General features: G+C 43.5%; 16 protein-coding genes, 1 tRNA gene and 7 pseudogenes. 15 read left to right on the top strand and 9 right to left on the bottom strand.

The features are described 5' to 3' along the window. Nucleotides 1–221 precede the first annotated feature (221 nt). The 8 genes and pseudogenes from TT12_RS09610 (at nt 222) to TT12_RS09570 (ending at nt 10,008) form a co-directional block, all read left to right on the top strand. On the top strand, nt 222–1,319 hold the full coding sequence (locus TT12_RS09610; protein ID WP_207804040.1) for a ChuX/HutX family heme-like substrate-binding protein: 1,098 nt from the start codon (nt 222–224) through the stop codon (nt 1,317–1,319). Nucleotides 1,320–1,504: 185 nt separating this feature from the next. Then, on the top strand, nt 1,505–2,362 hold the full coding sequence (locus tag TT12_RS09605; RefSeq protein WP_243443559.1) for a heme/hemin ABC transporter substrate-binding protein: 858 nt from the start codon (nt 1,505–1,507) through the stop codon (nt 2,360–2,362). A 35-nt stretch (nt 2,363–2,397) separates the two neighbouring features. Next, nucleotides 2,398–3,395 (top strand): annotated as a pseudogene (locus tag TT12_RS09600) (FecCD family ABC transporter permease). 15 nt (nt 3,396–3,410) lie between these two features. Continuing rightward, nucleotides 3,411–4,222 (top strand): annotated as a pseudogene (locus TT12_RS19125) (ABC transporter ATP-binding protein). 330 nt (nt 4,223–4,552) lie between these two features. Beyond that, nucleotides 4,553–5,794 (top strand): efflux RND transporter periplasmic adaptor subunit, encoded by a 1,242-nt coding sequence (locus TT12_RS09585; protein WP_045454308.1) that lies wholly within the window; start codon nt 4,553–4,555, stop codon nt 5,792–5,794. Continuing rightward, nucleotides 5,791–7,065, top strand: coding sequence for an ABC transporter permease (locus TT12_RS09580; protein ID WP_227678953.1), 1,275 nt, complete (start codon nt 5,791–5,793; stop codon nt 7,063–7,065). The genes TT12_RS09585 and TT12_RS09580 overlap by 4 nt, the downstream gene beginning before the upstream one ends. An 88-nt stretch (nt 7,066–7,153) precedes the next feature. After that, on the top strand, nt 7,154–7,861 hold the full coding sequence (locus TT12_RS09575) for an ABC transporter ATP-binding protein (RefSeq protein WP_045454396.1): 708 nt from the start codon (nt 7,154–7,156) through the stop codon (nt 7,859–7,861). Between the two features lie 465 nt (nt 7,862–8,326). Then, nucleotides 8,327–10,008: pseudogene (locus TT12_RS09570) on the top strand (NAD-dependent malic enzyme). Nucleotides 10,009–10,251: 243 nt separating this feature from the next. On the opposite strand, the gene TT12_RS09565 reads toward TT12_RS09570, so the two are convergent. The 8 genes and pseudogenes from TT12_RS09565 to TT12_RS17265 form a co-directional block, all read right to left on the bottom strand. Further along, nucleotides 10,252–10,328, bottom strand: a tRNA-Ile gene (locus tag TT12_RS09565). Between the two features lie 94 nt (nt 10,329–10,422). Next, a complete protein-coding gene (locus TT12_RS09560) occupies nt 10,423–10,608 on the bottom strand; it encodes an SDR family oxidoreductase (protein WP_045454305.1) in 186 nt (61 codons plus the stop codon). Next, complete coding sequence (locus TT12_RS09555; protein WP_045454302.1) at nt 10,602–11,789, bottom strand: tRNA nucleotidyltransferase/poly(A) polymerase-related protein; 1,188 nt, start codon at nt 11,787–11,789, stop codon at nt 10,602–10,604. The genes TT12_RS09560 and TT12_RS09555 overlap by 7 nt, the downstream gene beginning before the upstream one ends. A 206-nt stretch (nt 11,790–11,995) precedes the next feature. Beyond that, nucleotides 11,996–14,328 (bottom strand): annotated as a pseudogene (locus TT12_RS09550) (NADP-dependent malic enzyme). Nucleotides 14,329–14,675: 347 nt separating this feature from the next. Continuing rightward, nucleotides 14,676–16,141 (bottom strand): annotated as a pseudogene (locus TT12_RS09545) (protein adenylyltransferase SelO). 322 nt (nt 16,142–16,463) lie between these two features. Continuing rightward, entirely contained in the window at nt 16,464–17,642 is a 1,179-nt protein-coding gene (locus tag TT12_RS09540; RefSeq protein WP_201604763.1) for an acyl-CoA desaturase, read from the bottom strand. Between the two features lie 449 nt (nt 17,643–18,091). Further along, nucleotides 18,092–18,535 carry a glycerophosphodiester phosphodiesterase gene (locus TT12_RS17270; protein WP_243443558.1) on the bottom strand — a complete coding sequence of 148 codons (444 nt, stop codon included), beginning with the start codon at nt 18,533–18,535 and terminating at the stop codon, nt 18,092–18,094. Then, a complete protein-coding gene (locus TT12_RS17265) occupies nt 18,535–18,819 on the bottom strand; it encodes a glycerophosphodiester phosphodiesterase (RefSeq protein ID WP_243443557.1) in 285 nt (94 codons plus the stop codon). Before TT12_RS17265 ends, TT12_RS17270 begins: the two co-directional genes overlap by 1 nt. 438 nt (nt 18,820–19,257) lie before the next feature. Here TT12_RS17265 and TT12_RS17260 point away from each other — a divergent pair, with 438 nt between their 5' ends. Continuing rightward, entirely contained in the window at nt 19,258–19,740 is a 483-nt protein-coding gene (locus TT12_RS17260) for a hypothetical protein (RefSeq protein ID WP_243443556.1), read from the top strand. Continuing rightward, the gene (locus TT12_RS17255; RefSeq protein WP_243443555.1) at nt 19,641–20,192 is read left to right on the top strand and encodes a hypothetical protein; all 552 of its coding nucleotides are present in this window, start codon (nt 19,641–19,643) and stop codon (nt 20,190–20,192) included. Before TT12_RS17260 ends, TT12_RS17255 begins: the two co-directional genes overlap by 100 nt. Nucleotides 20,193–20,374: 182 nt before the next feature. On the opposite strand, the pseudogene TT12_RS09525 reads toward TT12_RS17255, so the two are convergent. Beyond that, nucleotides 20,375–20,970: pseudogene (locus TT12_RS09525) on the bottom strand (cob(I)yrinic acid a,c-diamide adenosyltransferase). A gap of 218 nt (nt 20,971–21,188) precedes the next feature. On the opposite strand from TT12_RS09525, the pseudogene cysS reads away from it, so the two are divergent. The 5 genes and pseudogenes from cysS to TT12_RS18870 all read left to right on the top strand — a co-directional run bounded on the left by cysS (nt 21,189) and on the right by TT12_RS18870 (nt 24,896). Beyond that, nucleotides 21,189–22,648: pseudogene (cysS, locus tag TT12_RS09520) on the top strand (cysteine--tRNA ligase). 238 nt (nt 22,649–22,886) lie between these two features. Beyond that, nucleotides 22,887–23,018, top strand: coding sequence for a hypothetical protein (locus TT12_RS18430; RefSeq protein ID WP_279378860.1), 132 nt, complete (start codon nt 22,887–22,889; stop codon nt 23,016–23,018). Between the two features lie 14 nt (nt 23,019–23,032). Continuing rightward, on the top strand, nt 23,033–23,248 hold the full coding sequence (locus TT12_RS17250) for a hypothetical protein (RefSeq protein WP_243443554.1): 216 nt from the start codon (nt 23,033–23,035) through the stop codon (nt 23,246–23,248). 14 nt (nt 23,249–23,262) lie between these two features. Further along, a complete protein-coding gene (locus TT12_RS17245) occupies nt 23,263–23,802 on the top strand; it encodes a hypothetical protein (RefSeq protein ID WP_243443553.1) in 540 nt (179 codons plus the stop codon). A 65-nt stretch (nt 23,803–23,867) separates the two neighbouring features. Next, entirely contained in the window at nt 23,868–24,896 is a 1,029-nt protein-coding gene (locus TT12_RS18870; protein ID WP_306304338.1) for a mechanosensitive ion channel family protein, read from the top strand. Nucleotides 24,897–25,119 lie beyond the last annotated feature (223 nt).

The raw sequence follows: 25,119 nt of genomic DNA, 5'->3' as shown, positions 1-25,119 counted from the left end.
AAAATTATAAATGATGAATTAAAAGCGATAATTGCTAAAAGTCTGTTTGATAAATACATCCTTGCTGCATCATTGCAAGCATTGTAGTACAGCAGGCATTATTTTTATCAAATATCAATCATAGTCATCGTCGCTGCTATTTTCTGAAGATATTCATATCTCAATACTACATAGCCAAGATCATTGGCTTTTTTACTGCTATTCATTTTATGGAGACCATCATGAGTCAACCGCTATCGTTAACCAAAAAAAATACTGAGCTGTGGCAACAGTACCAAGCATTAAAAGCAAAAACACCGATGCTATTTCCCACAGAAGGAGCGGCTGCGCTAGGTGTCAGCGAATTTGAGCTGATGTTAGCATCCCCTTATAGTCAGTATATGGGTGATCAGTGCAAAGCTGTATTACAGCAATTTGAGAACTTTGGTGACATGGAAAGCATCGTCAGAAACGAGTTGGCCGTGCATGAAAAAACCGCGCCATATCACAATCTTAAGCTTGGCGAAAAGATGGGATTGGCACTCAATGTGGGTGGTCTAGATTTGCGATTCTTTATGTGGCAATGGCAGCATATGCTGGCGGTAACGGATACCAGCCGCGCGGATAAACCCTCTTATAGTATTCAGTTTTATAACGCCCAAGGTGCTGCTATCGATAAAGTGTATCTACGAGAGTTAAGCGCTGAAACTATTGCGCGTTGGCAAGCGATGATACAGGAGCAGCAGCAAACGGTGAATAATGAGACGCTGACGTTAGAGGCACAAGAACCACTGAATGACTGGCGTTACAAGGCATTAAGTGAAGAGGAGCGTACGCAGTTACAACAAGGCTGGCAGGCGATGACAGACGTGCATCAATTCCACTCATTATTAAAAAATCTCGATATCGATCGTGCTAGTAGCTACCATCAAGCACCAGAGCAGATGACGCAGCAGCTTGATATTAGCGCGGTCGAAGCGGTATTTGAGCAAGCGCGGGATGCCAAATGCCCGATTATGATATTTGTTGGTAATAGCGGACTCGTGCAGATTCAGACTGGCACCGTGCAGACGCTCAAGCGCATGGGCGATTGGTTCAATATTTTAGATAAAGACCATAATGACTTTACGCTGCATTTAAAAGACAAAGCATTGGCGCAACTGTGGAGCGTTAAGCGTCCAACCAAAGACGGTATCGTGACTTGTATCGAAGGTTTGATGATCACGGCGTCAGTATCTTTAGTGTGTTCGGTCAGCGTATTGAAGGCACGCCTGAGCTTGAAGCATGGCAGCAAATTGTATCAAAGGTCATCGAAGCGCATCCATATGCAGAAGCCTTAGCAGCAGTTGCAATGGCTGAAGAAGAGAGCGTGTAAACCCGTCATAAAAAATCAGCAAATTTTGCAATATTGACACTCACATAACGGATAAGTCATAGCTGTTGTGTGAGTTATTTGGGATGCTTCATACACGTTAATGGTTCTGTTAATAGTGTCATTTTTTACGTTAGCAAATTAGGAATGCTTATGTCTTCTGCATTATCAAAAACAGTAATCACTCATTCAGTGATAAATAAAAAATTGATGAGTCGGGCTATCAGTACTGCTGCCATTATTGGCGCATTTGCCGTGCCCTCACTTTCTGCCCAAGCTTATGAGCGTATTGTCGCGATGAGTCCCGATGTTGCAGACGTCGTGGTGGCACTAGGAGCGACCGATAAATTGGTTGGTAAAGATGCAACCAATCATAATCCAGCGTTAAAGAGCGTGCCAGCCGTGGGTATGCACCGTAATATCACCGCCGAGTCAGTGTTGTCGGTCAAGCCTGATTTGGTGCTCGGCAGTTATATGGTGCAGCCTGCGAGTATTTATCAGCGCTTAAACGGCTTAAAAGTTAAAGCCATCAATGTCGCGCCTAAAGAAGAAGTAAATACCTTTGCCAATAGTATTAAAACAATTGGCAGTTACGTGGATAAAAAATCTGAAGGGTCGCAGCTTGCGAAGCGTTGGAATACAGGGATGAGTCCAATGGCAAAGACGGGTAAGCGTTATTTATTAAGTTACGATGGTCGTATCGTTGCAGGTAAGGGTACGGTAGGGGATGAGTTGATTCGCCGTGCGGGTGGGATAAATGCTGCCAATGTATCTGGGTTAAAACCCATGTCACGTGAAGGCTGGCTGGCAGCCAAGCCCGATGTGATTATTATTGCCGATCATAATCAGGCAGTGGTTGGCGGGGTCAGTAAATTTAGTAAACGTCCAGAGATTGCAGCAAGTGTCGCAGGCAAGAAGGGCGGCGTACACTTTTGGCCAGCTGATGATTTTCTGCGTTACGGCTTGCATTCGCCTGACGTCTTAAAAAAGCTGAACGCTGTAGCAAAATAGCCTAAGTAAAAATAATTTATCTTATATTCAACAAAATGACATCTCACATGGCAAATATGATTTCTGCTTCTATCCCTATACAAACTGGAAAACACAAACTTAGCATCTACTATATTACAGCCGCAGTCATATCTTTGTTGCTAATTTGGTTGGCGCTTGGTATTGGCTTTGGCGAATGGTCAATTCCCAATCATCTTGATGACACCATCTGGCAGCTGCGTTATCCGCGTGTGGTGACGGCATTACTGGTTGGTATGGCGTTGTCAGTTAGTGGTGCAGCATTACAGGCTTTATTTGAGAATCCTTTAGCGGACCCTAGCTTAATCGGTACGTCAGGTGGCGCAGCGCTTGGTGTTGTTTTGGTTCTGGCATTGGGGTTTGGGGGCATTGGGATACCGCTTGCTGCGTTTACCGGAAGCGTATTGGTCTGTTTATTTATTCTCGCTTGTCATCGATTTTTGGGCGGTGGGCAGATGGGCTTGCTGATATTGGGGTTTGTCATCAGTGCTTTTTGTGCCGCGGTGGTCAGCCTGATTTTATTCATGTCTGATGACATGGTGCTGCGTTCCGCGACCAATTGGCTGTCAGGCAGTATGGCAGAAGCGGGCTTTGTACCGCTGCGATATTCAATTATTTCTATGGTTTTAGGCTTAGCGATTTTATTGCCATTAGGTCGCCAGTTGGACGGCTGATGCTTGGTGAGGCAGCCGCTAAGTCCTTGGGTATCAAAGTGGGTATGGTTCGTTGTTTGGTCGTGATTGCCTCGGCATTACTGACAGGGGCAGCGGTGTCTCTGGCAGGCGTCATTGGTTTTATTGGCATGATGGTGCCAAACCTGCTGGCTATTCTGTTTGGCGGCGGACGTATGCGTCTCATGATTTGGTCTGGCTGGCTTGGGGCGATATTATTACTCGTCATTGATGGCGCTGCGCGGCATGTTGCTTATCCAGTGGATGTGCCCGTTGGCATCGTTTTAGCGTTGCTTGGCGGTCCATTCTTTATTTGGCTGTTTGTGCGTAGTAGCCGCCGCTAATTGGAGAGAGTATTTATGTTTCATTCATTTTTTACGGCTATATCAAAGACATCACCAGCGAGTCTAGACAGTCGTATAAATAGTAGTGATATCAAGAGTAGTGATGCAGGCGAGCTGTTGTCGATGCAAGATATTCATATCTCGCATGGTCATAAAACATTGTTAAAGATAGACAAACTAACCGTACCAAGTCAAAAGTTGGTCGCATTTATCGGACCAAATGGCGCGGGTAAAAGTACGTTGCTGCATACGGTTTTAGGTCAACACACAGGAACCGCGCTTAAAACGGATGGTCACATTTCGCTTGGGTTGGACAACATGAGCGTTTTGAGCTGCCGTTAACGGTACTGGATTATGCGCTGTTAGGAGTCTCGCCAAATCTTGCATGGTATCAGCGCCCAAATAGCCATCATGTTGAGCGCGCGCAACGTTTACTACAAGACTTTGAGTTATCAAGTTTGGTCAGTGCCCGCGTGCAAACCTTATCAGGCGGTGAAAAGCAGCGCTTGGCTATCGTAAGGGCGCTAATGCAAGATACTAAAATCATGATGTTTGATGAACCGACCAATCATCTCGATATCCGCCATCAGCGTTTTTTACTGCATTATTTGCATAATTTGGTACGACAGCAGCGCAAAAGTATCTTGGTTGTGTTGCATGATTTGACCCATGCGCATCGCTATACTGATGAAGTGGTGCTATTAAGCGGTGGACAAATTGTTGCACAAGGAACGCCCAGTGAAGTGATGACACGCCCGCAATTAAGCGATGTTTATGATGTTGATATTAAGGTGCATCAAACTGAAGATGGTTTGGTGTTTGTATGATTCTGAGCACTTGAGTTATTATTTTGACTTTACGATAGGTATTTGATGATTAACTTGGCTTTTTAATCTGTATCTATCGCACTGATTTATTCGGTAATAAAAAACCCTTCATGCTATATAAATAATAGCATGAAGGTTTTTTACATCTTAACTATTGTAGAGAAGCAAATGCTCTTAATATAACCATGCAAAATATAACCATACTAACAGGATGATTTTCAGTTAATAAATGATTTTAAACCTAAAAAATGTTGCAGTAAACTCGCATAACGATTGGATTTAGTAGAAACTGTAAACCACTAGGTATTTGTTCTGAACGGGAGAAACTCATTGCGCGCTATTCCTTATAAACTGATTGTTAGCGCACTACTGCTCATCATTATTGCGGGATTTTTTGCCTTTCGCTGGTGGCAAGGACCACTATTACCAAGCTATAGAATATCTTCGATGCCTTTGGTGCAGACGGTCGTAGCGACTGGACGGGTCGTTGCCGTATCAAATACTGACATTGGTAGCGAGATATCAGGTGTCGTATTAGAACGACGGGTAGCAGAAGGCGAACAAGTCGCTGCAGGAGATTTGTTGTTGGTACTAAGCTCCGATGACGTTGCAGCCCAAGTGCGGCAAGCAGAAGCCGAGTTGGCGGAATTGATTAGTAGCACTCGTCCACAAGCAGTGGTGGACTTGACCAATGCCGAAGTAGCGTTGGCGCAAGCTGACCGTAATGTCGAGCGTAGGCGCGAATTGGCTGCTATCTCGGCCATCTCTGATGAGGAAATGGAGCAGGCGATTCAAGCCCAAGCCCAAGCACGCAATAACCTTGAAAATGCACGCCTGAGAGCGAATGCACTCTCCTCTGGTGGTGTTGAAGAAGATTTATTACGTGCTCGTATCGCAGCATTGCAGGCTCAGCTCAACAAAGCGCAAGTACGTAGCAAAGTATCAGGTACTATTCTGACCCGTAATATCGAGGTAGGCGATTTGGTACAGCCAGGTCAAAGCTTGTTTACTATTGCCCTCGATGGTAAAACTGAAATAAGAGTACCGCTTGATGAACGTAATTTATCTCGATTGGCTTTGCAGCAACCAGCTGTCGCTATTGCTGATGCCTATCCGGATAAACCGTTCCCCGTACGTATTAGTTTCATTGCACCAAGTATAGATCCGCAACGCGGTACGGTAGAGGTGAGATTGTCCGTCGATCCTGTACCTGATTTTTTGCGTCAAGATATGACGGTATCAGTGAATATCGAAACGGATCAACGCGCAAAAGCCTTAGTCATTCCTAATGATGCACTAGCCAATGTTAAAGAAGACAGCGCCGAAGTATTATTATTGCGTGATGGTAAAACACAACGTCAAGTAGTGAAATTAGGGTTACGCGGGCTATCAGCATCAGAGGTGCTCTCAGGACTGAGCGCAGGTGATGAGATATTGGTTGATGCGACAGTCTCACTGGCTGATGGAAAAAGAGTGAGAACTGCGCTTCAAGCAGCACCTTTTGCCGCTCTTGATGCTGACAAGATAACAACGGCAAGTGATAAGAGCCAAGCAGCGGAGACAGTCAATTGACGGCTTTTTTCGGTAGACTATGGATTGATGCCAATATCGCCATTAGTTTTTTGCGTGAGGGACGAGTACAGTCGTTGATGATTACTCTGGGAGTGGCGATAGGTGTTGCCGTTATTATATTTATCACCGCACTCATTCAAGGATTGCAGACCAACCTTATTGAAAGCACCCTCGGCAGTCAGGCACATATTCGCTTAGTAGCGCCAGACGAAGTCAACCTAATAGCGCCGTCTGCTGAGGATACGCTGCAACTGATACAAGAAGACAAGCGTCCACAGCGGCTACGTTCTATTAATAATTGGCAGCAAATCACTGATACGCTGGATCAACTGCCCTTGTTAACTGCTGTATCGCCAAACGTGTCTGGGCCTGGGTTTGTCCGGCGTGGTGAGGCATTAGAGTCGGTGATACTAGTAGGTACTGACTTGGCGCGCTATCAGAATATAATCCCACTTGATGAGTACTTAATCAGTGGTGAGCTGCGAGTGGGCGCAGATAATGTATTGATTGGTAGTGAACTGGCTAAAGATTTGGGTGTAGAGGTCGGCAGCAAATTACGTTTGGATACGGGTCAAGATAGTAGTCCCAGTAATAATCTGAGTAACAACCTTGGTAGCAACCTTAATAACAACAGTGCTGTAGTCAATATCGCTGGTATATTTGAGCTCGGCGTACGAGAGCTTGATGCGCGCTACGTGTATCTAGACCTAAAACAAGCGCAGTCATTACTCAACCTACCGGGCGGTATCACAGTCATTGATTTGACGGTTGAAGATATCTTTGAGGCGGAGGAAATCGCTGCACAAGTGGGTCGTTTGACCTCACTGCAAGCAGAAAGCTGGATTCAAACCAACGCCCAGCTGCTGAGTGGTCTCACGGCTCAAAGTTTATCTAGCAATATGATTGTTGTTTTTGTGGCGATCTCGGTGGCTTTTGGTATTGCCAGTGTGCTGTCGGTCAGTGTGGTTCAGCGTACGCGCGAGATTGGTATCTTACGAGCCATGGGTGCAACTCGTCAGCAAATCCTACGAATATTCTTAATTCAAGGGGCTATATTTGGCTTGCTAGGCTCGATTGTCGGTAGTGGTGTCAGTTATATATTGGTCTGGTCTTTTAATACTTTTGGGCCCGACATATTTACAATTCCCATATCGATAAACCTGATCTTAGTGACTATGTCGTTAGCAACGCTAACTGGTGTGATAGCAGCTGCTATTCCAGCGCGGCGCGCAGCAGCACTTGATCCAGTGGTGGCTATTCGTTATGTCTAATCATGATTCTAGCGACACTTTTAATAATGACTTTAACAGTGACTTTAAAGATGTTTCTGCCAATCCTTTTAATAAGACGTCAACTCCTATGTCCAGTCAATCTCACGAAGTTCTGCGTTTAGAGGCACTAAAAAAGTCTTATAACATCGGTCAACCTAATGAGATTGAGGTGCTGCACGGTATTGACTTAACCATCAGCAATAACGACTTTGCTGCCCTGATTGGTCCTTCTGGTTCAGGTAAAAGCACTTTACTAAATGTACTAGGGTTACTAGATCAGCCAACCAGCGGTGAGCTATATCTGTTGGGTCAAGCGACCAGTGCTATGAATGATGCCGGTCGCACCGCTTTGCGTGGTAGTAGTATTGGCTTTGTCTTTCAATTTCATCATCTGATTCAAGCGTTTAGCGCATTAGACAATATCTTAATGCCGCTAACATTGACAAGGGGTCGTCCAAATAAGCGTGCTATCCAAAAAGCGCGCGAGCTACTGGCAGCGGTTGGGTTAGAGCGCTTTGCTGACAGTAAGCCTAACGAGCTATCAGGTGGTCAGCAACAGCGTGTCGCTATTGCACGCGCCTTGATAACCGAACCGGCATTGCTATTGGCTGATGAACCTACAGGTAATCTGGATACCGTGACGGCAGGGGAGGTGTTTGAGCTGTTCCGCAAAGTGAATCAGGAACGTGATTGCGCAGTATTGCTGGTCACTCATGATCCACGCTTATCAGCATCTTGCGATCGAACGATTAATTTGGTTGATGGTCGTATTGATAGTGATACGTTGAATAATTGAAAAATATCGTAGTGATAATAAAAGTCATATTGGCAGATTACTTATCTGCTTAACAAGAATTCCTATAAATACCGCCGTCAATATAGTCATTCCACTATAAAAGCATTACAGCGTTAGCCTCGCTTGAAGTATTTAATATACATCTACACTCGGTTGCCTTGTACTACTTTTAAATTGAATCGACTATAGTGACATCAATAAAGGTAGCGGCTTTGATTGTATGAAATCTCATAGAAAACACCCAATAATAAAAAACCCTTTTTTATAAAAATTTGGGGTGAAAGCTAAATACATCTATATTTCTAGGTCAATGTATTCGTGTCATCACCTTTAGAGCCATGTTCATTCAAAATGATTTTGTTATCTATTGTTAAATACCAGTAGATGCTATGTATAATGCAGCACTAGCATAGCTTTCACTCAGTATGGCTTTCACTCATATGCCTTTAATAAGAAGATTACATTATGTCAAACAAGCGTCCTTTATATATTCCCGTTGCAGGCCCCGCTCTTTTAGAGACTCCTTTACTAAATAAAGGCAGTGCTTTTTCATCAGAAGAGCGTGATAGCTTTAATTTAACTGGGCTATTACCTCATAATATTGAGACAATTGAAGAGCAATCACTACGCGCTTATCATCAACTGCGCTCATTCACTAATGATATGGATAAGCATATTTACTTGCGTAACATCCAAGATACCAATGAAACCTTATTTCACCATCTGATTGAGCAGCATATTGAAGAAGTCATGCCGCTCATTTATACCCCAACCGTGGGTCAAGCATGTGAAAAATTCTCGCAGATTTATCGCCGTAAACGCGGTTTGTTTATCTCATATCCTGAGCGCCATAAAATCGATGACATGCTGCAAAATGCCACCAAGCAAAACGTGAAGGTAATCGTTGTCACTGACGGCGAACGTATATTAGGCTTAGGGGATCAAGGCATTGGTGGTATGGGTATTCCCATTGGTAAATTGGCTTTGTATACCGCTTGTGGTGGTATTAGCCCAGCTTATTGCCTACCAATTTTGTTGGATGTTGGTACCAATAACCAACAGCTACTTGACGATCCTATGTACATGGGTTGGAGAAACCCACGCATTTCTGGTGATGAGTATAATGAGTTTGTCGACTTATTCATTCAAGCCGTTAAACGTCGTTGGCCAGAAGCATTATTACAATTTGAAGATTTTGCCCAAGAAAATGCGACACCATTATTGAATAAATATCGTGACCAATTATGCTGCTTCAATGATGACATTCAGGGTACTGCTGCGGTTTCAGTCGGTACCTTGATTGCCGCGTGCTTAAATAAGGCCAAAAGCTTAGCCAACAAAAAATAGCATTTTTAGGCGCAGGGTCTGCTGGTTGCGGTATTGCTGAACATATCATTCGCCAAATGCAGCGTGAAGGGTTAACGGAGGCGCAGGCTCGCAGCCAAGTATTTATGGTTGACCGCTATGGCCTACTTACTGATAACATGACGGAGCTACAAAAATTCCAAGAACCGTTAGTACAAAAAGAATCCGCTATTGAAAGCTGGGATAAAAGTAAGAAACTCGGTTTAGCGCAAGTGGTTAAACAAGCAAAAATAACCGTATTGTTTGGTGTCAGTGGGCAAAAAGGTCTGTTCACCCAAGAGGTGATCGAATCCTTGTGTGTTAATACTGAACATCCTATTGTATTACCACTTTCAAACCCCACGTCTCGTGTGGAAGCAACACCGCAAGAAGTGACTAATTGGAGCAAGGGTAAGGCAATTGTTGCAACAGGTAGCCCTTTCCCTCATACCACTTTTGAAGGTCAGTCTTTCGAGGTTTCTCAGTGTAATAACAGCTATATTTTTCCCGGGATTGGTCTGGGTGTTTTAGCAGCAAGGGCGACGGGTATTAGCGATAATATGCTCATGGCGGCAAGCCAAGCCCTTGCAGATATATCAATGGAATACGAAAAAGCACCTGGTGCCATACTACCGCCGATTAAAGTTATCAGAGAGATTAGTGAAAAAATAGCGTATGCAGTGGCATTGCAAGCGGCTCAAGATAAGCTAGCACTACCTATCACAGCGGAGAATTTACAACGTCGATTAAAAGCGAATTTTTGGTTACCTGAATATCGTAATTATCGCCGTACTTCTTTCTAATGTTAGAAATTAGATATAACAAATTCTAATATTAAGCACATTATCTAAGTAAAACACTAAATGAAAAAAGGTTGCTAACGCTATATTGCATATAGTGTTGGCAACCTTTTTTTACTGCTATTCAATCCATTAGTTTACCAAGTTTACTTTTACCGATTCTTCAGCACAGTTCAATGATTGTTTTCTATTAAATTCTAGACAATAAAAAACCCTTACAAGTTAATGACTGTAAGGGTTTGAATTTGGTGGGCCCAGTAGGACTTGAACCTACGACCAAAGGATTATGAGTCCTCTGCTCTAACCAACTGAGCTATGGGCCTAACGCTAGACGGACAATGATACCTGAATTTTTTAATTTTTCAAGTAAAAGATAGGTAGTAATCAAGATATTTTTTATGATGCTCTACTTTTCTATCAAATATGACCACCAGCCAGTATCAGGCTGCGACCACCATCAACAGTAATAATCTCAGCAGTAATATAATTGGCCTGTATTAGGTACAACACATGATGGGCAATCTCGTCAGGTCGACCTATACGCTGCATAGGAATTGAGTCAATGATATCGCGCTGCTGCACCTTTTTAAATTTTCTTAACATTGGTTTCGTACTTGCAAGTGCTCAATTCTGGCTTGTCGTAATGCCGTACCAATCGCAGAGCCTGTTAGCGCTGAGTCAATATCCTGCATACGAATGGCATGAAAGCTATTCAGCGCTAGCATCATCTGACGGTGCTGTGTTGCCAATTGCAACACGTGGCTGGTCACTAATAGCTGCGATAACTTATCAGGCTCTTTATGAGCGCCGCAAGTTTGTATGAGGTCAATTTTTTCAGCCGCGCTTAAATGGTTTATTGTGCTTAGCTTTATGGCTTGCTGAGCGAAGAGAGTCGAAAATTGAGTGTGTGCCTTTGGTACCTTAGCGGCGTTGCCTATATCATTGATACCTTTTATATTGGCTGCTTTATTCACGTTTTCATATTTATTTTCTGAGGCAAATAAAAGTGAATTAAGACTTGCCATTAATAGTGCCCAGCGCTGTGATAGATTCAATCGCATTTGCCCTGCGAAATATAGCGCCGTCTGTACCGTTTCACGTATCTGAGTATTAGTCCAAGCTTCATGTAGTGGGGCAAAATATTCTATGAGCGCACCAATCTTAAACAGTTGTTGCCAGTATACCTGCGGCGATAGCTGCATGGTTGCACGGCTAGATTCTTGCCAAATACGCTCTGCACTTAAATGTGCAAGCTCTCCAGAGTCAACCAATTGGCGCATCAACGTCAAAGTTTCATCAGCAATGACAAAACCTAGGTCATAATAACGGCTATAGAAGCGAGCGGTTCGAAGCACTCGTAGAGGGTCTTCGCTAAATGCATCGGAGACATGACGCAAGGTTTTGCTTTCTATATCAGCCATGCCACCATAATAGTCAATGACGTCACCGTTGATAGGCGTATCATCAGTTAAGCTGGTGACTTCTATCGCCATGGCATTAATCGTCAAGTCTCGACGTTGTAGATCCTCTTTTAAGCTGACGTCAGGACTGGCATGTACGCTAAAGCCTTTATACCCCAAGCCTTCTTTGCGTTCAGTGCGTGCCAGTGCGTATTCTTCATGGCTACTAGGATGCAAAAATACAGGGAAATCTGCACCCACTTGCTGGAACCCTGCATCAAGCATTTCTGCAACAGTTGCACCAACGACGACAAAATCTTTATCTTTAATAGGACGTGCTATCAGTTGATCGCGTACCGCGCCGCCGACAAGGTAAATTTGCATAAATGCCTCTATCTTTTATTTTTATTGAGCCAGTGATGACTGTTACTGAATAAGGCTACGTTGCGTCTTAGCCAATGTATAACAAGCAAAAAAACCAGCCAACGCTATTTAATAGCATTGACTGGTTTTAGTATAGCAGACGGTCTCTATAAATGAATAATAGAGACCATCTTGATAACACATACTACTAGGTAGCGCAGGATGAATTACTGATTTTCGCTCGCCAAATCTTGAGCTTCAGTAACGGAAAGAGCCGTCATATTGACGATACCACGTGCAGTTGCTGATGGTGTGAGAATATGTACCGGTTTGCTAGTACCTAATAAAATAGGACCAATAGAGGCGCTACCAGTTGCTGTCTTGAGTAAGTTAAAGGCAATATTTGAGGCGTCAAGTGTTGGTAAGATGAGCAGATTTGCAGCACCTTTCAACGGACTTGATGGCATGTTGTTTAAACGAATATGTTCATTCAACGCGGCGTCACCTTGCATCTCGCCGTCGAATTCAAAGTCTACATTCATATCTGTCAGCAGTTCATAGACCTTGCGCATTTTTACAGCACTGGTGCGATTTGAGGCGCCAAAGTTAGAGTGAGAAACTAGCGCGACACGTGGTGTAATACCAAAGCGACGTAATTGATCAACCGCCAAGACAGTCATTTCAGCCAATTGTTCAGCCGTTGGATCTTCGTGGATATAAGTATCGGCGATGAAAATATTACGATCTTGCATGAGTACCGCATTCATAGCATAGAAGTCGTTCACACCTTCTTTTTTGCCAATAACGCTTTGTACATATTTTAAGTGCAACTGATAATGGCTAAACGTACCACATACCATGCCATCTGCAGCGCCATTTTCGACCAATAGTGAGCCGATCAATGTGGTCTTACGACGAACATCACGACGAGCAAGTTCAATACTCACACCAAGACGTTTGTTCTTCTCGTAGTAACCCTGCCAGTAGTCTTTATAACGAGGATCGTCATCGATATTGACGATAGAGATGTTCACACCATCTTTTAGACGTAACCCTAGTTTTTCGATATTGGCTTCGATGACTGAAGGACGACCAATTAAAATAGGTTGGGCTAGCTTTTCATCAACGACCACTTGCACAGCAAGTAAGATATTATTGTCTTCACCTTCACAGTAAACGATACGCTTTGGATCGGCTTTAGCGCGAGCAAAGATTGGTTTCATCACGAATGCAGAGTTATAGACAAACTCAGACAGACGCTGACGATAAGCTTGCATATCAGCGATAGGTAAGGTTGCAACGCCTGAGTCCATTGCAGCTTGAGCGACCGCAGACGCGATCTCGATGATTAGGTTTGGCTCTAAAGGTCCTGGAATCAGGTAATCACGACCGAAACTTTGCATTTTTTCAATGTTTCTAGCGCTGGTGGTCGGTGTTGCTTCAACGTGTGCCATCGCAGCGATAGCTCTGACACAAGCGACTTTCATCTCTTCGTTAACAGTCGTGGCACCAACATCTAATGCGCCGCGGAAGATATAAGGGAAGCATAAAGCGTTGTTTACTTGGTTTGGATAGTCTGAGCGACCCGTTGCCATGATGACATCTGGACGTACGGCGTGCGCCAATTCTGGCATGATCTCAGGCGTTGGGTTAGCAAGTGCAAAGACGATAGGGTCTTTTGCCATACGGCGAACCATATCTTCAGATAACGTACCAGGCATCGATAGACCAAGGAACATATCGACATCATCCATCACTTCGTCGATAGTGGTCGCAGTCGTCTCACGGGCATAGCGCTGTTTGGTTTCGTCAAGATTTTCACGGATGGTGGTGATGATACCGCGTGAATCTGAAACAAAGATATTATTTTTGTTCACCCAAGTGCGCAAATAATATCTAAACAAGAAATGGCGGCGGCACCAGCACCTGAACAGACGATTTTAATCTCTTCGATTTTTTTGCCAGTAATCAATAGCGCGTTGAGCATCGCTGCTGCAACAATGATTGACGTACCATGTTGGTCATCGTGAAATACTGGAATGTTCATGCGCTTACGTAATTCACGCTCAATTTTGAAACATTCTGGTGCTTTGATGTCTTCTAGATTGATGCCACCGAAAGTAGGCTCAAGAGAAGCAACTGCCTCGATGAATTTGTCTGGATCATTTTGTGCAATTTCAATATCAAAAACGTCGATACCTGCGAATTTTTTGAATAGAACTCCTTTACCTTCCATCACAGGCTTCGATGCCAATGGCCCGATATTACCTAGACCCAGTACCGCTGTACCGTTGGTGATAACACCAACCAAGTTGCTACGGGCGGTATATTTAGCCGCTAACGTCGGATCTCTTTGAATCTCAAGACAAGGAACTGCCACACCTGGTGAATAGGCAAGTGCTAAGTCACGTTGGTTTGCCAACTGCTTAATAGGGGTGACAGAGATTTTGCCTGGACGTGGGAACTCATGATAATGTAAGGCAGCTTGTTCAAACTGCTCTTTTTCTGTACTAAGGTTATCCGTATTCAAAGTGGTATCGTCATTCATAATAATTGCCATGGTTAGAATAAATTGGAATAAAGTAAATGGAGATAAAAATAACGTTTTACCCTCAAAAAATCATGGAATAATAATCCTCTAAGGGTAACGTGACGCTAAACAGTTAATAATTCAAAGTGTCAGGATTAGCGATTAAGCATTGAGCCAAAAAAGTAATCTAGTGGAATAGTTATTCTAGCACTATTGCCAATTCACTGCCTAGTCAGCTGCCGTGAACGGCGAGAATAATATAGTAAAATGATATTCATTATTTAGCCAATTAATAATGCCAAAAAATAGGGTTAAATATCAACTTTAATCTCATAATGTTTCAAAATATTACAGAATAGCATTTTAATAACATATCATTAAGACGAGCAACTAATCGGCATTTGCGGCGCATGTGGGGTAGGCGGCATCGTATCGAGAAGGGTAGCGATTGCTTGTACCTGATAAGGATTAGCCAGTAAATCGAATATTCGACTCACTTCTTCGAACTGTCCTTGTTCTGCTGCCGTAATGGCACGCTGCGCCATACTATTGCGCAGTACATAAACAGGATTGTTGTGCTGCATATCATCGATAACTTGCTCAAGTGGCTGCTGCTGTATTTGCGCCATATAACGAGTCGACCAATCTTGCCAGACTTGTTTGGCATCATCGCTAAGCTCATTCGTCATGGTTGACAATAGCTGCTCTTCATAATGGTGCTCATTCGGCGCGACCAAACCGAGTAACGCACGGAAGCTATTGGTATAGTCCAGCAAGTTGTCTTCTAACAAGGTTAGCCATTCGAAAGCCAAGGTTAGACTCTCTTTTGCATGCGGCAGCCCAAGTCTACGACAAAGCCCTTGCTGATAGTGCTGCATAAATGTGGCTTCATAAGGCGCTAGACAATCTGCTAACGCCTCACGTGTTACGCCCTCTAAGCGCATAAAATGTGGCAGCCAAGCATTGAGATTCCAGTGACCAATAGCAGGTTGATTCTGATAAGCGTAGCGACCAGTATGATCAGAGTGGTTGTTGATCCAAGCAGGATTAAAACGCTCCATAAAACCAAATGGACCAAAGTCTAAGGTGCTACCAGTGATAGAGAGGTTATCGGTATTCATTACCCCATGAGCAAAGCCAATCAGTTGCCAGTCAGCGATCATTCGTGCAGTTCGTTCGACACCGTGGTTAAAAATGTCAGTATCGGAGCGTCACTATCACGGCACTCTGGATAATAAGTGTCGATCATATAATCGGTGAACTCAGCGAGCAAATCGGGCGCAAAGCTGGCAATCCACTCGATATGACCTAAGCGAATATGGCTGTCAGCCACGCGCATCAATGCTGCGCCAGCCTCTATACGCTCACGGCGCACCCTCGTATCGGAGACAACAAACCCCAAAGCATTAGAGGAAGAAACACCTAATTGTGTAAGGGCATGACCACATAAATACTCGCGAATAGTGCTGCGCAAGACAGCACGCCCATCACCCATCCGCGAATAAGGCGTCAGACCAATACCCTTAAGGTGCAAGTCTTGCAATTGATTATTGTTATCGAGCACTTGTGCCATCAGCAAGCCGCGCCCATCACCCAATTGACCTGCCCATTGTCCAAACTGGTGACCCGCATAAACCATGGCCAATGGCTTAAAATCCGCTGGCACGTATTGACCACCAAGTATCTCTACCCAATGTATCATCAGATCTTTATCATCTGTCCAGCCTAACTGCTGTGCAACGTGCATGTTGAAGTGTCCAGCACGTGGATTGTCCAGCGGCGTCGGCGGTTGCTCATGATAAAGGCGAGTGTCTAGATTGACATAGGTATTTTGATAGCGCATACAAGCCGTTCCTGCTTTTGAAGTATAAGTAAAGTGTAGGGGCAATAAAAGCACTATAGCATAGCCTTGATATTACATCATTTCACTCTGTCCATCTCTTGTAATAGCACACCCAAAAACCATGAGTAATATTGAATGCATTTAGCCTATCAAACAAAGATATTGCTTCCACTTGTCCTTTTGATTTCTATAAATCAATGTTCGACACGATCTATAAAAGATGAGCAAAAAATCCCTCTATCTGTAGCAGATAGAGGGAAGGAGAAGCTTTACAATTATCGTTCATCACAAAGGTAATAAAATACAGTTTAATAATCAGCGATTATGCCGCTTTTTTACTGATTCCGATAGAGCGAAACGCGGTTTTTAAGTTGCTGTTATGCTCAAGGATTTTCTGTTCAATTTTGGCATAGTCATGCTTTAGCTCATCTTCCACTTCATGCAAGCGATCGGCATATTCTGTCTTTTTCAGCTCAATCGTTTTGGCTTTGAGTGCTTGCCATTCTTCAACAGTCTGCATAAAGGCATCATATTCAAACTTAATACGGTCTTGGAAGCTCTTCATCGCATGAGGAAGATCAATGCCGCTTACTGCTGCTGTATCGATTTGCTGCTGAGCCGCTTTAAATTGCATTTGTACTTCTGCATGCTTGATAGTGGTGTCATCAACGGTACGTAGCTCACTGGTTAAGCCCAGCTTTGATAGGCCAGCAATCAACCATTTAGTAGGATCATACTGCCACCATTTTACACCGTTACGATAATCGTATTGGAAGAAGTGATGGTAGTTATGATAACCCTCACCCCACGTAAAGATAGCTAAGAAGAAGTTATCGCGAGCAGTATTGGTATCCGTATAAGGACGCGTGCCAAACATATGACATAGCGAGTTAATAAAGAAGGTAAAGTGGTGCGTCAGTACCAGACGTAGTAAGCCTACGATGACCAAAGTACCCCAAACATCACCCAATAACCAACCAATCGCAGCGACCACACCGATGTTCAATGCCGCAACCCATAAACCGTAATATTTATGCTGAATTTGCAGCGTTCTATCTTTGGTTAGGTCAGGGATATTTTTATAGTCAAATTTACCACTAGGATAATTGCGTAGCATCCAGCCCATATGACTAAAGAAAAAGCCACGCTTTGCTGAGTACGGGTCTTCTAAGCGGTCATCGACATGACGATGATGCGTACGGTGACCAGAAACCCAATCAAACGCTGAACCTTGTACGGCAAAGGTAGAACCTAGCAATAAAAAGTTTTTGACGATTGGATGCGCTTTATAAGCACGATGCGATAGCAGGCGATGGTAACCAGCGGTAATACTAATGCCTGTCCATACCATAAAGGCACCAAATACGCCCCAAACTGGCGCGCTAACATCATGAGTAAACAAATACCATGGTGTAATGATCGCAGCAGCAATAGGTGTGGCTACTAGAATAGTCGCTGGAATCCAGTTGATCGGCGCTTTTGTAAACTCAAACTCGCGCATATCAATGCTGTCTTCTTTAGTAGAGACATCTTGCTCTCCCGCAACATGAGCGTAGTTGCGTTTGGCAACAGGCTGCTCATTAAGCGAGCTTGCAGTTTTACTCTCGTCAAAACGTGTCTTAAAACGTGTGGCTTGAGTGCTGGCGGCTTTGATAAGCGTATCACCAGATTTGATAGCGAAACGTAAGCCTTTAAGCGGTAAGCCAAGTGCTTTTTTTGCAATCATATAATATCCCTAGCGGTATTAATTTAAGCCTATATGATACCTTAAAAAATCAATAAAGTGAACAGTTATACACTGTAAAAATATTGCTAAATAACAATAACTTGTATCGATTATGGAATGTATTAACGAAAATAATGGATGACTTATCAGGCATTGAGGAGAAGTGTAAGTAACACCGTAGATATGTAGATGATTTTAAATAAATCAAATAAAGGCGATGCTTATTAACCCAGCAGTAAATGACTTGGATAATCAGTGATGATAACGTCAGCTTGCCATGCGATCAGCTGTTTAATCGTGTCAATATCATTGACCGTCCACGCACTCACTGGCAAGCCATGACAGTGGCTATGTTTAATGACTGCTCGACTAATCAGCGGATAGTGGATACCTAGCTGAATACAGCCAAGTTGCAAGGCGGTATTCGGTGCAGTCATTAAGACTTCAGGTGTGCGAATGAGCAAGCCGCGAGAGATAGGCTTTAGTAATGGATGACGTTGTAAGCGAACATGTAGCTCTACATCGAAACTGGTCAGCACAATGGGTAGTTTGGCAAGTGGGCTATCGATGAGGTTGTGTGTCAATGCTTTTACCAATTTAGCATAATCAGTACGGTCATGCGTTTTAATCTCCAGTTCAATATCAGTAAAGCCCTTTAGCAACGGCACTACCTGCCTAATGTCATAATCTGATGACCAAACTGCGAATGGCGTTGAATCTCAGCAAGATTTAACTGATCAACACGTGCTTGCTGACCACACATGCGTTGCAGCGTGTCATCATGGAACACGATTAAATGACCATCCGCACTCAGTTGTACATCAAACTCAACCCCTGCTAAACCCTGAGTGTTGAGACGTTGAGCGTACTCAAAGCCTGAAAAGGTATTTTCTAATGCTTCGCCGCGCGCACCGCGATGACCCAATAAAAGCGTGTTTTCAAAATTTATCATAATTTATATGGTTGGTTAGTGATACGCGCAATCATATAGTGCTAAAACAACAGCGTCTAATAAAATTTGCTCGATAGAGCAATATTACTATGTGGTTCCTTTTATCCAAAAACCTTATAGATATGAGCTGAGCGAAATCTTAGAATATGTTTACTGTCTGTCAAACATTCAACAGACCCTAGTTGATCGCGGTAGTCTAAAAGCGTATTTACAGCGAATTCATAAGTATGTATTTGTTATGTTTTTGCAACTAAATACAGGTTTTACCTATAATGAGGGACGTTATTTGTATATCCATGGGCTACACTAATGAACATTTTATTTAAACACCGTATAATAATCTGGTTTTCAAACCTAGGGCAGCTAGGGTTGCGGTTTGAACATCAATCACTGTCCATCAGTGGCGGTACGTATTAGTAAATTGGGAGCAAAAGAAATATGAGCGTAGCAAATAAAAACGTGAGCAAGTGGTATAAAGTGGCTGGTATTGGCATGGTATGTGGTTTAGCGCTTGCTGGCTGTGATCGCTCAGAGAAGGAAGATACCACCGAGACGGCAGAGCTCACAGAGCAAGAGTCTGCGTCTACTGAAAACACCGCAGCTACTGCGGTGAGCTGTGATGACCCAATGGTACAAGATCGTCTCAAAACGGCTCTAAAAAACACGCTCAATCAACAAGCACAAACGCTGGCTGCCAACTACGCAAATGATGCAGAGATCAGTCTCGCTAGCGGCGCTATCACTAATAAAACCAACGGCATTGTGATTGATGTACAAAATGCTGCAGTCTTACAAGCAGCCAATGACAATGGTATGACGACTTGTCAGGCAAGCGTGAGCATGACGTTACCAAGCGAAGATTTGTATCAAGCCAGTCAAGTACAAGCAGCCAACAATCTACCGAGCTACAATCACGTTTAGCGCAAAATAACATTCGTATCAACAATAACATGTTGGTTGATGATGCCTTTACTTATGTCGTTGGTACTCAAGGCGGTCAAGTACGCACACGTATTGCTGGGCAGCCAGCATTGATTACTGTGGTCGCCGATGTGATGGCAGGTTCTGTATTTAAATCAGCGATGGATGAGCAGCGCGCCCAACGTAGCAATGAGCGCCGTGCAGCACAAAACGATGACAGTCAGTCAGCACCCGTTCGTCAGCCTCAAGTAGTCAAGCCAGTTGAGCCGATTCGTCCTACTCAGCCTGCCACGCCGCCGACTATTAACAATCCAAGCAGTAGTAATACGGATAGCAGCGCGTCAGCCACCCCTGAGGTTAAAACCCCAGCCACACCAGCCGTACCGAAATCAGTACCTAAAGATGAAAGTATCGATATGGTCATTATTGAAGATGACAGCGCTACTTACTAATTAGTAAGATTTAAGCTGTTTTCGAATAATATTGTCGTGATTGAATAGTATCGATTAGTCAATAAAAAGCCCGCAGTGTTAAGGTTGCGGGCTTTTTCATATTTTATTCTAGGGCTTAATTCTAGGGCTTGATTCTAGGGTGTTATTTTAGCGTTTTAGTCCACTGAAGTAGTCCTGCGCAATTATTTTTTATCAGCGAATTTTTGTAATACCTGACTGTCCCATAAGACTTCAGAGACTTTGTTGGGATCTGTACAAAAGCGAGCAGCGACAAACAACCAATCCGATAAGCGATTGATAAAGCTCACGGCCGTACTGCGAATCGCTTGTGGTCGCTCTTGTTGTAATAGCACTGCTTGGCGCTCAGCACGGCGACAGACTGTACGCGCAACGTGCAGTTGGCTGACCAATACCGAACCTGTGGGCAAGATAAAATCTTTCAGCGGCGGCAAGGTCGTATTCATCGCATCAATTTGCTGTTCTAGCCATGTAATGTGAGTGGCATTGACGCTTCATATTCTGGCATAGCCAGCTCACCACCGATATTAAACAATAAATGCTGAATGATGACTAACGCTTGAGAAAACTCTTTCTCTATAGATTGCCCTTTATTATGCTGTAATTGAGCGCGTACCAGACCAATGTGTGAGTTAAGCTCGTCGATATCACCCATTACGCTAAATAGATTGTCTGCTTTGCTGACGCGGCTGCCGTCTGCCATGCCAGTGCTACCGTCATCTCCAGTACGCGTATATATTTTGCTTAAACGATTGCCCATATCTAAATCCTTAACAGTTTTTTATGATTGAATGATGTTAGTTGCGGGCTCATTGTAGTATTTTATGGCTGTTTTCGCTAAGATAATGGGTTAGGTTTTATGTTGCCGCTACTTTTACAGTTATAACGACTATAGTCAGTACTGTTTAATATCCAAACATTGATTATATCTTTGTTTTTATTTTATCTATTCCATTTATATTAAAAGGCTTTTTAACCATGACCACACCACTTGCCGATGCGATGTCTCAGCTTGCTATTTATGACTCACTGACTGGCGGAAAACGTCAGTTTGTACCACTCAAATCAGGGCAAGTAGGCATGTATGTGTGCGGTATGACCGTTTATGATTATTGTCATATTGGGCATGCTCGAATGATGATTGGGTTTGATATGGTGGTACGTTGGCTTACGCAATTGGGTTATGACGTTAATTATGTGCGCAATATCACCGATATTGATGACAAAATCATCGCGCGCGCCGCCGAGAATGGCGAAGAGATTGGTACGTTAACGCAGCGTTTTATTGAAGCCATGCACGAAGATTTCGCAGCACTTGGTTGCTTGGCACCTGATGCTGAGCCGCGGGCGACTGACCATATTGATGACATGCAACACATGATTGAGACGCTGGTTACAGGTAATTATGCGTACACAGGCGACAATGGTGATGTCTACTATGCCGTCGATAATTTTGCAGATTATGGTAAATTATCTAAGCGTAATCTCGATGAGATGCAAGCAGGTTCACGTGTCGATGTCGAAAATGACAAACGCAATCCGTTTGATTTTGTCTTATGGAAGGCAGCAAAACCTAATGAGCCACAATGGGCGTCACCATGGGGTCAAGGGCGTCCAGGTTGGCATATCGAATGCTCAGCGATGTCGACCAAGTGCTTGGGTAGTACCTTTGATATTCATGGCGGTGGTCACGACTTACAGTTTCCGCATCACGAAAACGAGATAGCGCAGTCTGAAGCCGCGACTGGCTGTGAATACGCGCGTAACTGGATGCATGTCGGTTTCATTAATGTCGATGGCGAAAAAATGTCTAAGTCATTAGCGAACTTTTCAACCATTCGCGATGTGATAGCAAAATACCTACCTGAAACGGTGCGCTTTTTCTTACTATCAAGCCATTATCGCAGCCAAGTCAATTTTTCTGATAACGCATTGGATGAAGCACATAATAGCCTAAGCAGATTATATAATGTGTTAAAATTGGCCGAACAACAAAAAGGGCAGACGCTCGTAGTCAGTGATACGCTGATAAATGATGCTTATAGCAGCAGTGCTGGGCAAGATTTCATCAAAGCATGAACGATGACTTTAATAGTTCAACGGCGATTAGCGTATTGTTTGGGCTGGCGCGTGATATTAATAAAGCTATTAAAGCCGAAGACGTAGACACCGCATGGCAATTAGCAGAGCAGCTCAAAACGTTGGCACAGGTACTCAATATTTTACAGCAGCCAGTTCAACAGTTTTTGCAAGCAGTGATTGGTGACAAGGCGGATGATGGTTTAACCGATGACACTATCGATGGTTTAATTATTGAGCGTGCGGACGCCAAAACCAACAAAAACTTTGCGCGTGCTGATGAGATACGTGAGCAACTAAAAGATGCTGGTATTGAGCTTGAAGACAGCCGTGCTGGCACAACATGGCGCCGCGCTTAAGGCAATCATGTTACAGAACACTCATATAGATAGTCATAAACTAAGTCAGCTTTGAGCTGGCTTTTTTATAGGCTAAACTAGGGTATATCATCATTCTAAAAATGGTGCTAAAAACAAGATAAATTGCAGTCAAACAAGAAAGATGAAGCTAAATTGGCTATGCAATATATGTAAGAATAAGCTTTGTAGGCAAACTTCAAGAGATGCAAACATCAAGTGAATTAATGGCTTTTAAAATATGAATATTCTCAAAAAAAGCATTGTTGGCTGTCATCGTATAGCAATTGATACCGACAGTGACCACTATCCTAACCCCCAGCGTTGGAATGTGCGCGCCAGTACTTTGTCATTACTATTGTTTTTTTTATAGTCAGCATGAGTGCTGTGTTTGCATCCGCTAATGCCGCAAGCACTAGTGATATGCAAAGCGACAGCGAACAAGCTGCGGATGAGCAGTCTAGCTCATCATCAACTTCAATCAGCAAGCCCGATAATCTGGCTGAATATGCCACTCAGAAAATCAATACAATTAAAGCGAAAGCCTCAGCATCTCTGGTGTTGCAGAAGAAATATTTGATCCTACCGAGCGCAATGCAGTAGAGCAAGCGGGTAATTTGCAGGGAGATTCTGGACTGACGGGTGAATACAATGAAGGTTATTATTTGCTAGACAAGCTCAATGTAGGCTTGCCGCCATTATCGGAGCCGCCAAATTTAACCACGCCACTAGCGACTTTAGAATTTTTTCAATCGGCGGTCATGAAGCAACAATACGACTTGGCTGCTTATGCACTCAACATGAATTTAATCGATCAGAAAATTCAGCGTAACCACGCGCTTGAGTTATCAAAACGGTTGGATTTTTTGTTAACGGAAAAAGAGCTTTACGTTTTTGATGACCTGCCAGATCGCCCAGATGGTTTAATCGAGCCGCCACTTGGCAATACCAGTAGTATCATGGGTATCCCTAGACGTTCGATTCAGCTAGCTATATCGACTATCGTGAGCGCCGTGTTCCCATCTATTTGCAACGAGTACGGGTTGGTGAAGCTGCGCCTATTTGGGTGTTTTCTGCACAGACAGTTGATAATATCGACAATCTCTATGAGCAATATCATCCAGCGGAATTTGAGCGTTATTTACCTGGGTGGTTAAAACTTAAGATTTTTAGTATCGCACTATGGGAGTTTTTGGCATTAGCACTGTTTTTCTTAGTGACCATGGGAGTAGGGTGGTTACTCAGTAAAGGCACGGAAAAAATCATCAGCCGTTATATCGACGATGAAAAATACAGCAATTATGTTGGTAGTACGAATGGCGTGGCAGATTTGGTTAATAAGCTGACCGTGCCGTTGACTTTTACCATCAGTTTTTTGCTCGTCTTTACTTTGGTGTCAGGGGGCTTTCCTTATTTGGATGCGGTAGCTTCATCGACTCGTCCGCTTATCTGGATTGGGCTAGTGTTTAGTACCTTATGGCTTGGCATTCGAGTTATTAACTTTTTTGCTAATCGCTATCAAAGCCTACAAATTGAAAATCTGGCTGAAGAGCACTTTGATAAAGAGCGCCGTCGCCGTACTTATGTATCGATATTTCGCCGCGTCTTTATTTTTGTCATGATTTTGGGCAGTATTTGGATTGGTCTCAGTGAATTTGCCAACATGGAAGGCCTTGGTAAGACGCTATTGACCTCGGCTGGTATCGCAGGCGTGGTCATCGGAATTGCCGCGCAGCCGATACTGGGTAACATCATTGCTGGGGTACAGGTGGCCGTGACCCAGCCAGTACGGATTGGTGATAGTGTGATAATGGATGGCAACTTTAGTACCGTTGAAGACCTGCGTTATACGTATGCGGTACTCAAAACATGGGATGAACGTCGATTGATCGTGCCGATGCGTGAACTGATCACCGAAACGGTAGAAAACTGGTCACATACCGAAGTACATCAGACCTGTCCTGTGTTTTTATATGTCGATTATGGTGCAGATATTGATGCCATTCGCCAGCAATTTATATCGGCGGTTAAAGACAATAAGCTTTGGGATAACAAAACTGAGCCTGAAATGTTTGTCGTTGAGGTGACTGCCAACATTATTCACTTGCGCGGCGCTGTTTCAGCGGTAGGTCCCATAGAAGCATGGACACTGGCCTGTGAGATACGTGAGCAGATGCTAAATTATTTATATAGCAAACAAAAAGCTTATCTGCCTGCTGAACGTTTGATATTGAAGGGTAAAGACCAGTAACCGACGATTGAGTATACTTTCTATGCTTTTAAATAGCTGAGCTTTACAGACGTCGATATCGATAGACAAGCGCTAGCAAAATAAGCTGACAAATATAGCATGCGATTTGTCTGATTATTTGTTATAATATGGCGTTATTTTTAAGGGATAAATGAGCGATTAAGAGTAGGGGCGTGCTATATTTGTGCAAACTTATTAGCATCAATCAATTGCAATTTTCGAG

It is taken from the genome of Psychrobacter sp. JCM 18903 (assembly GCF_000586475.1).
In the GTDB taxonomy this organism is placed as follows: domain Bacteria; phylum Pseudomonadota; class Gammaproteobacteria; order Pseudomonadales; family Moraxellaceae; genus Psychrobacter.
This window is presented reverse-complemented; position numbering and strand designations above follow the sequence as displayed.

Bases quoted from the DNA above. Each gene is read 5' to 3' on its own strand.
- TT12_RS09610 (WP_207804040.1), top strand. From the start codon at position 222: ATGAGTCAACCGCTATCGTTAACCAAAAAAAATACTGAGCTGTGGCAA.
- TT12_RS09605 (WP_243443559.1), top strand. From the start codon at position 1,505: ATGTCTTCTGCATTATCAAAAACAGTAATCACTCATTCAGTGATAAAT.
- TT12_RS09575 (WP_045454396.1), top strand. From the start codon at position 7,154: ATGTCCAGTCAATCTCACGAAGTTCTGCGTTTAGAGGCACTAAAAAAG.
- TT12_RS09560 (WP_045454305.1), bottom strand. From the start codon at position 10,608: ATGTTAAGAAAATTTAAAAAGGTGCAGCAGCGCGATATCATTGACTCA.
- TT12_RS09555 (WP_045454302.1), bottom strand. From the start codon at position 11,789: ATGCAAATTTACCTTGTCGGCGGCGCGGTACGCGATCAACTGATAGCA.
- TT12_RS09540 (WP_201604763.1), bottom strand. From the start codon at position 17,642: ATGCGCGAGTTTGAGTTTACAAAAGCGCCGATCAACTGGATTCCAGCG.
- TT12_RS17265 (WP_243443557.1), bottom strand. From the start codon at position 18,819: ATGATAAATTTTGAAAACACGCTTTTATTGGGTCATCGCGGTGCGCGC.
- TT12_RS17260 (WP_243443556.1), top strand. From the start codon at position 19,258: ATGAGCGTAGCAAATAAAAACGTGAGCAAGTGGTATAAAGTGGCTGGT.
- TT12_RS18430 (WP_279378860.1), top strand. From the start codon at position 22,887: ATGAATATTCTCAAAAAAAGCATTGTTGGCTGTCATCGTATAGCAATT.
- TT12_RS18870 (WP_306304338.1), top strand. From the start codon at position 23,868: ATGGGAGTAGGGTGGTTACTCAGTAAAGGCACGGAAAAAATCATCAGC.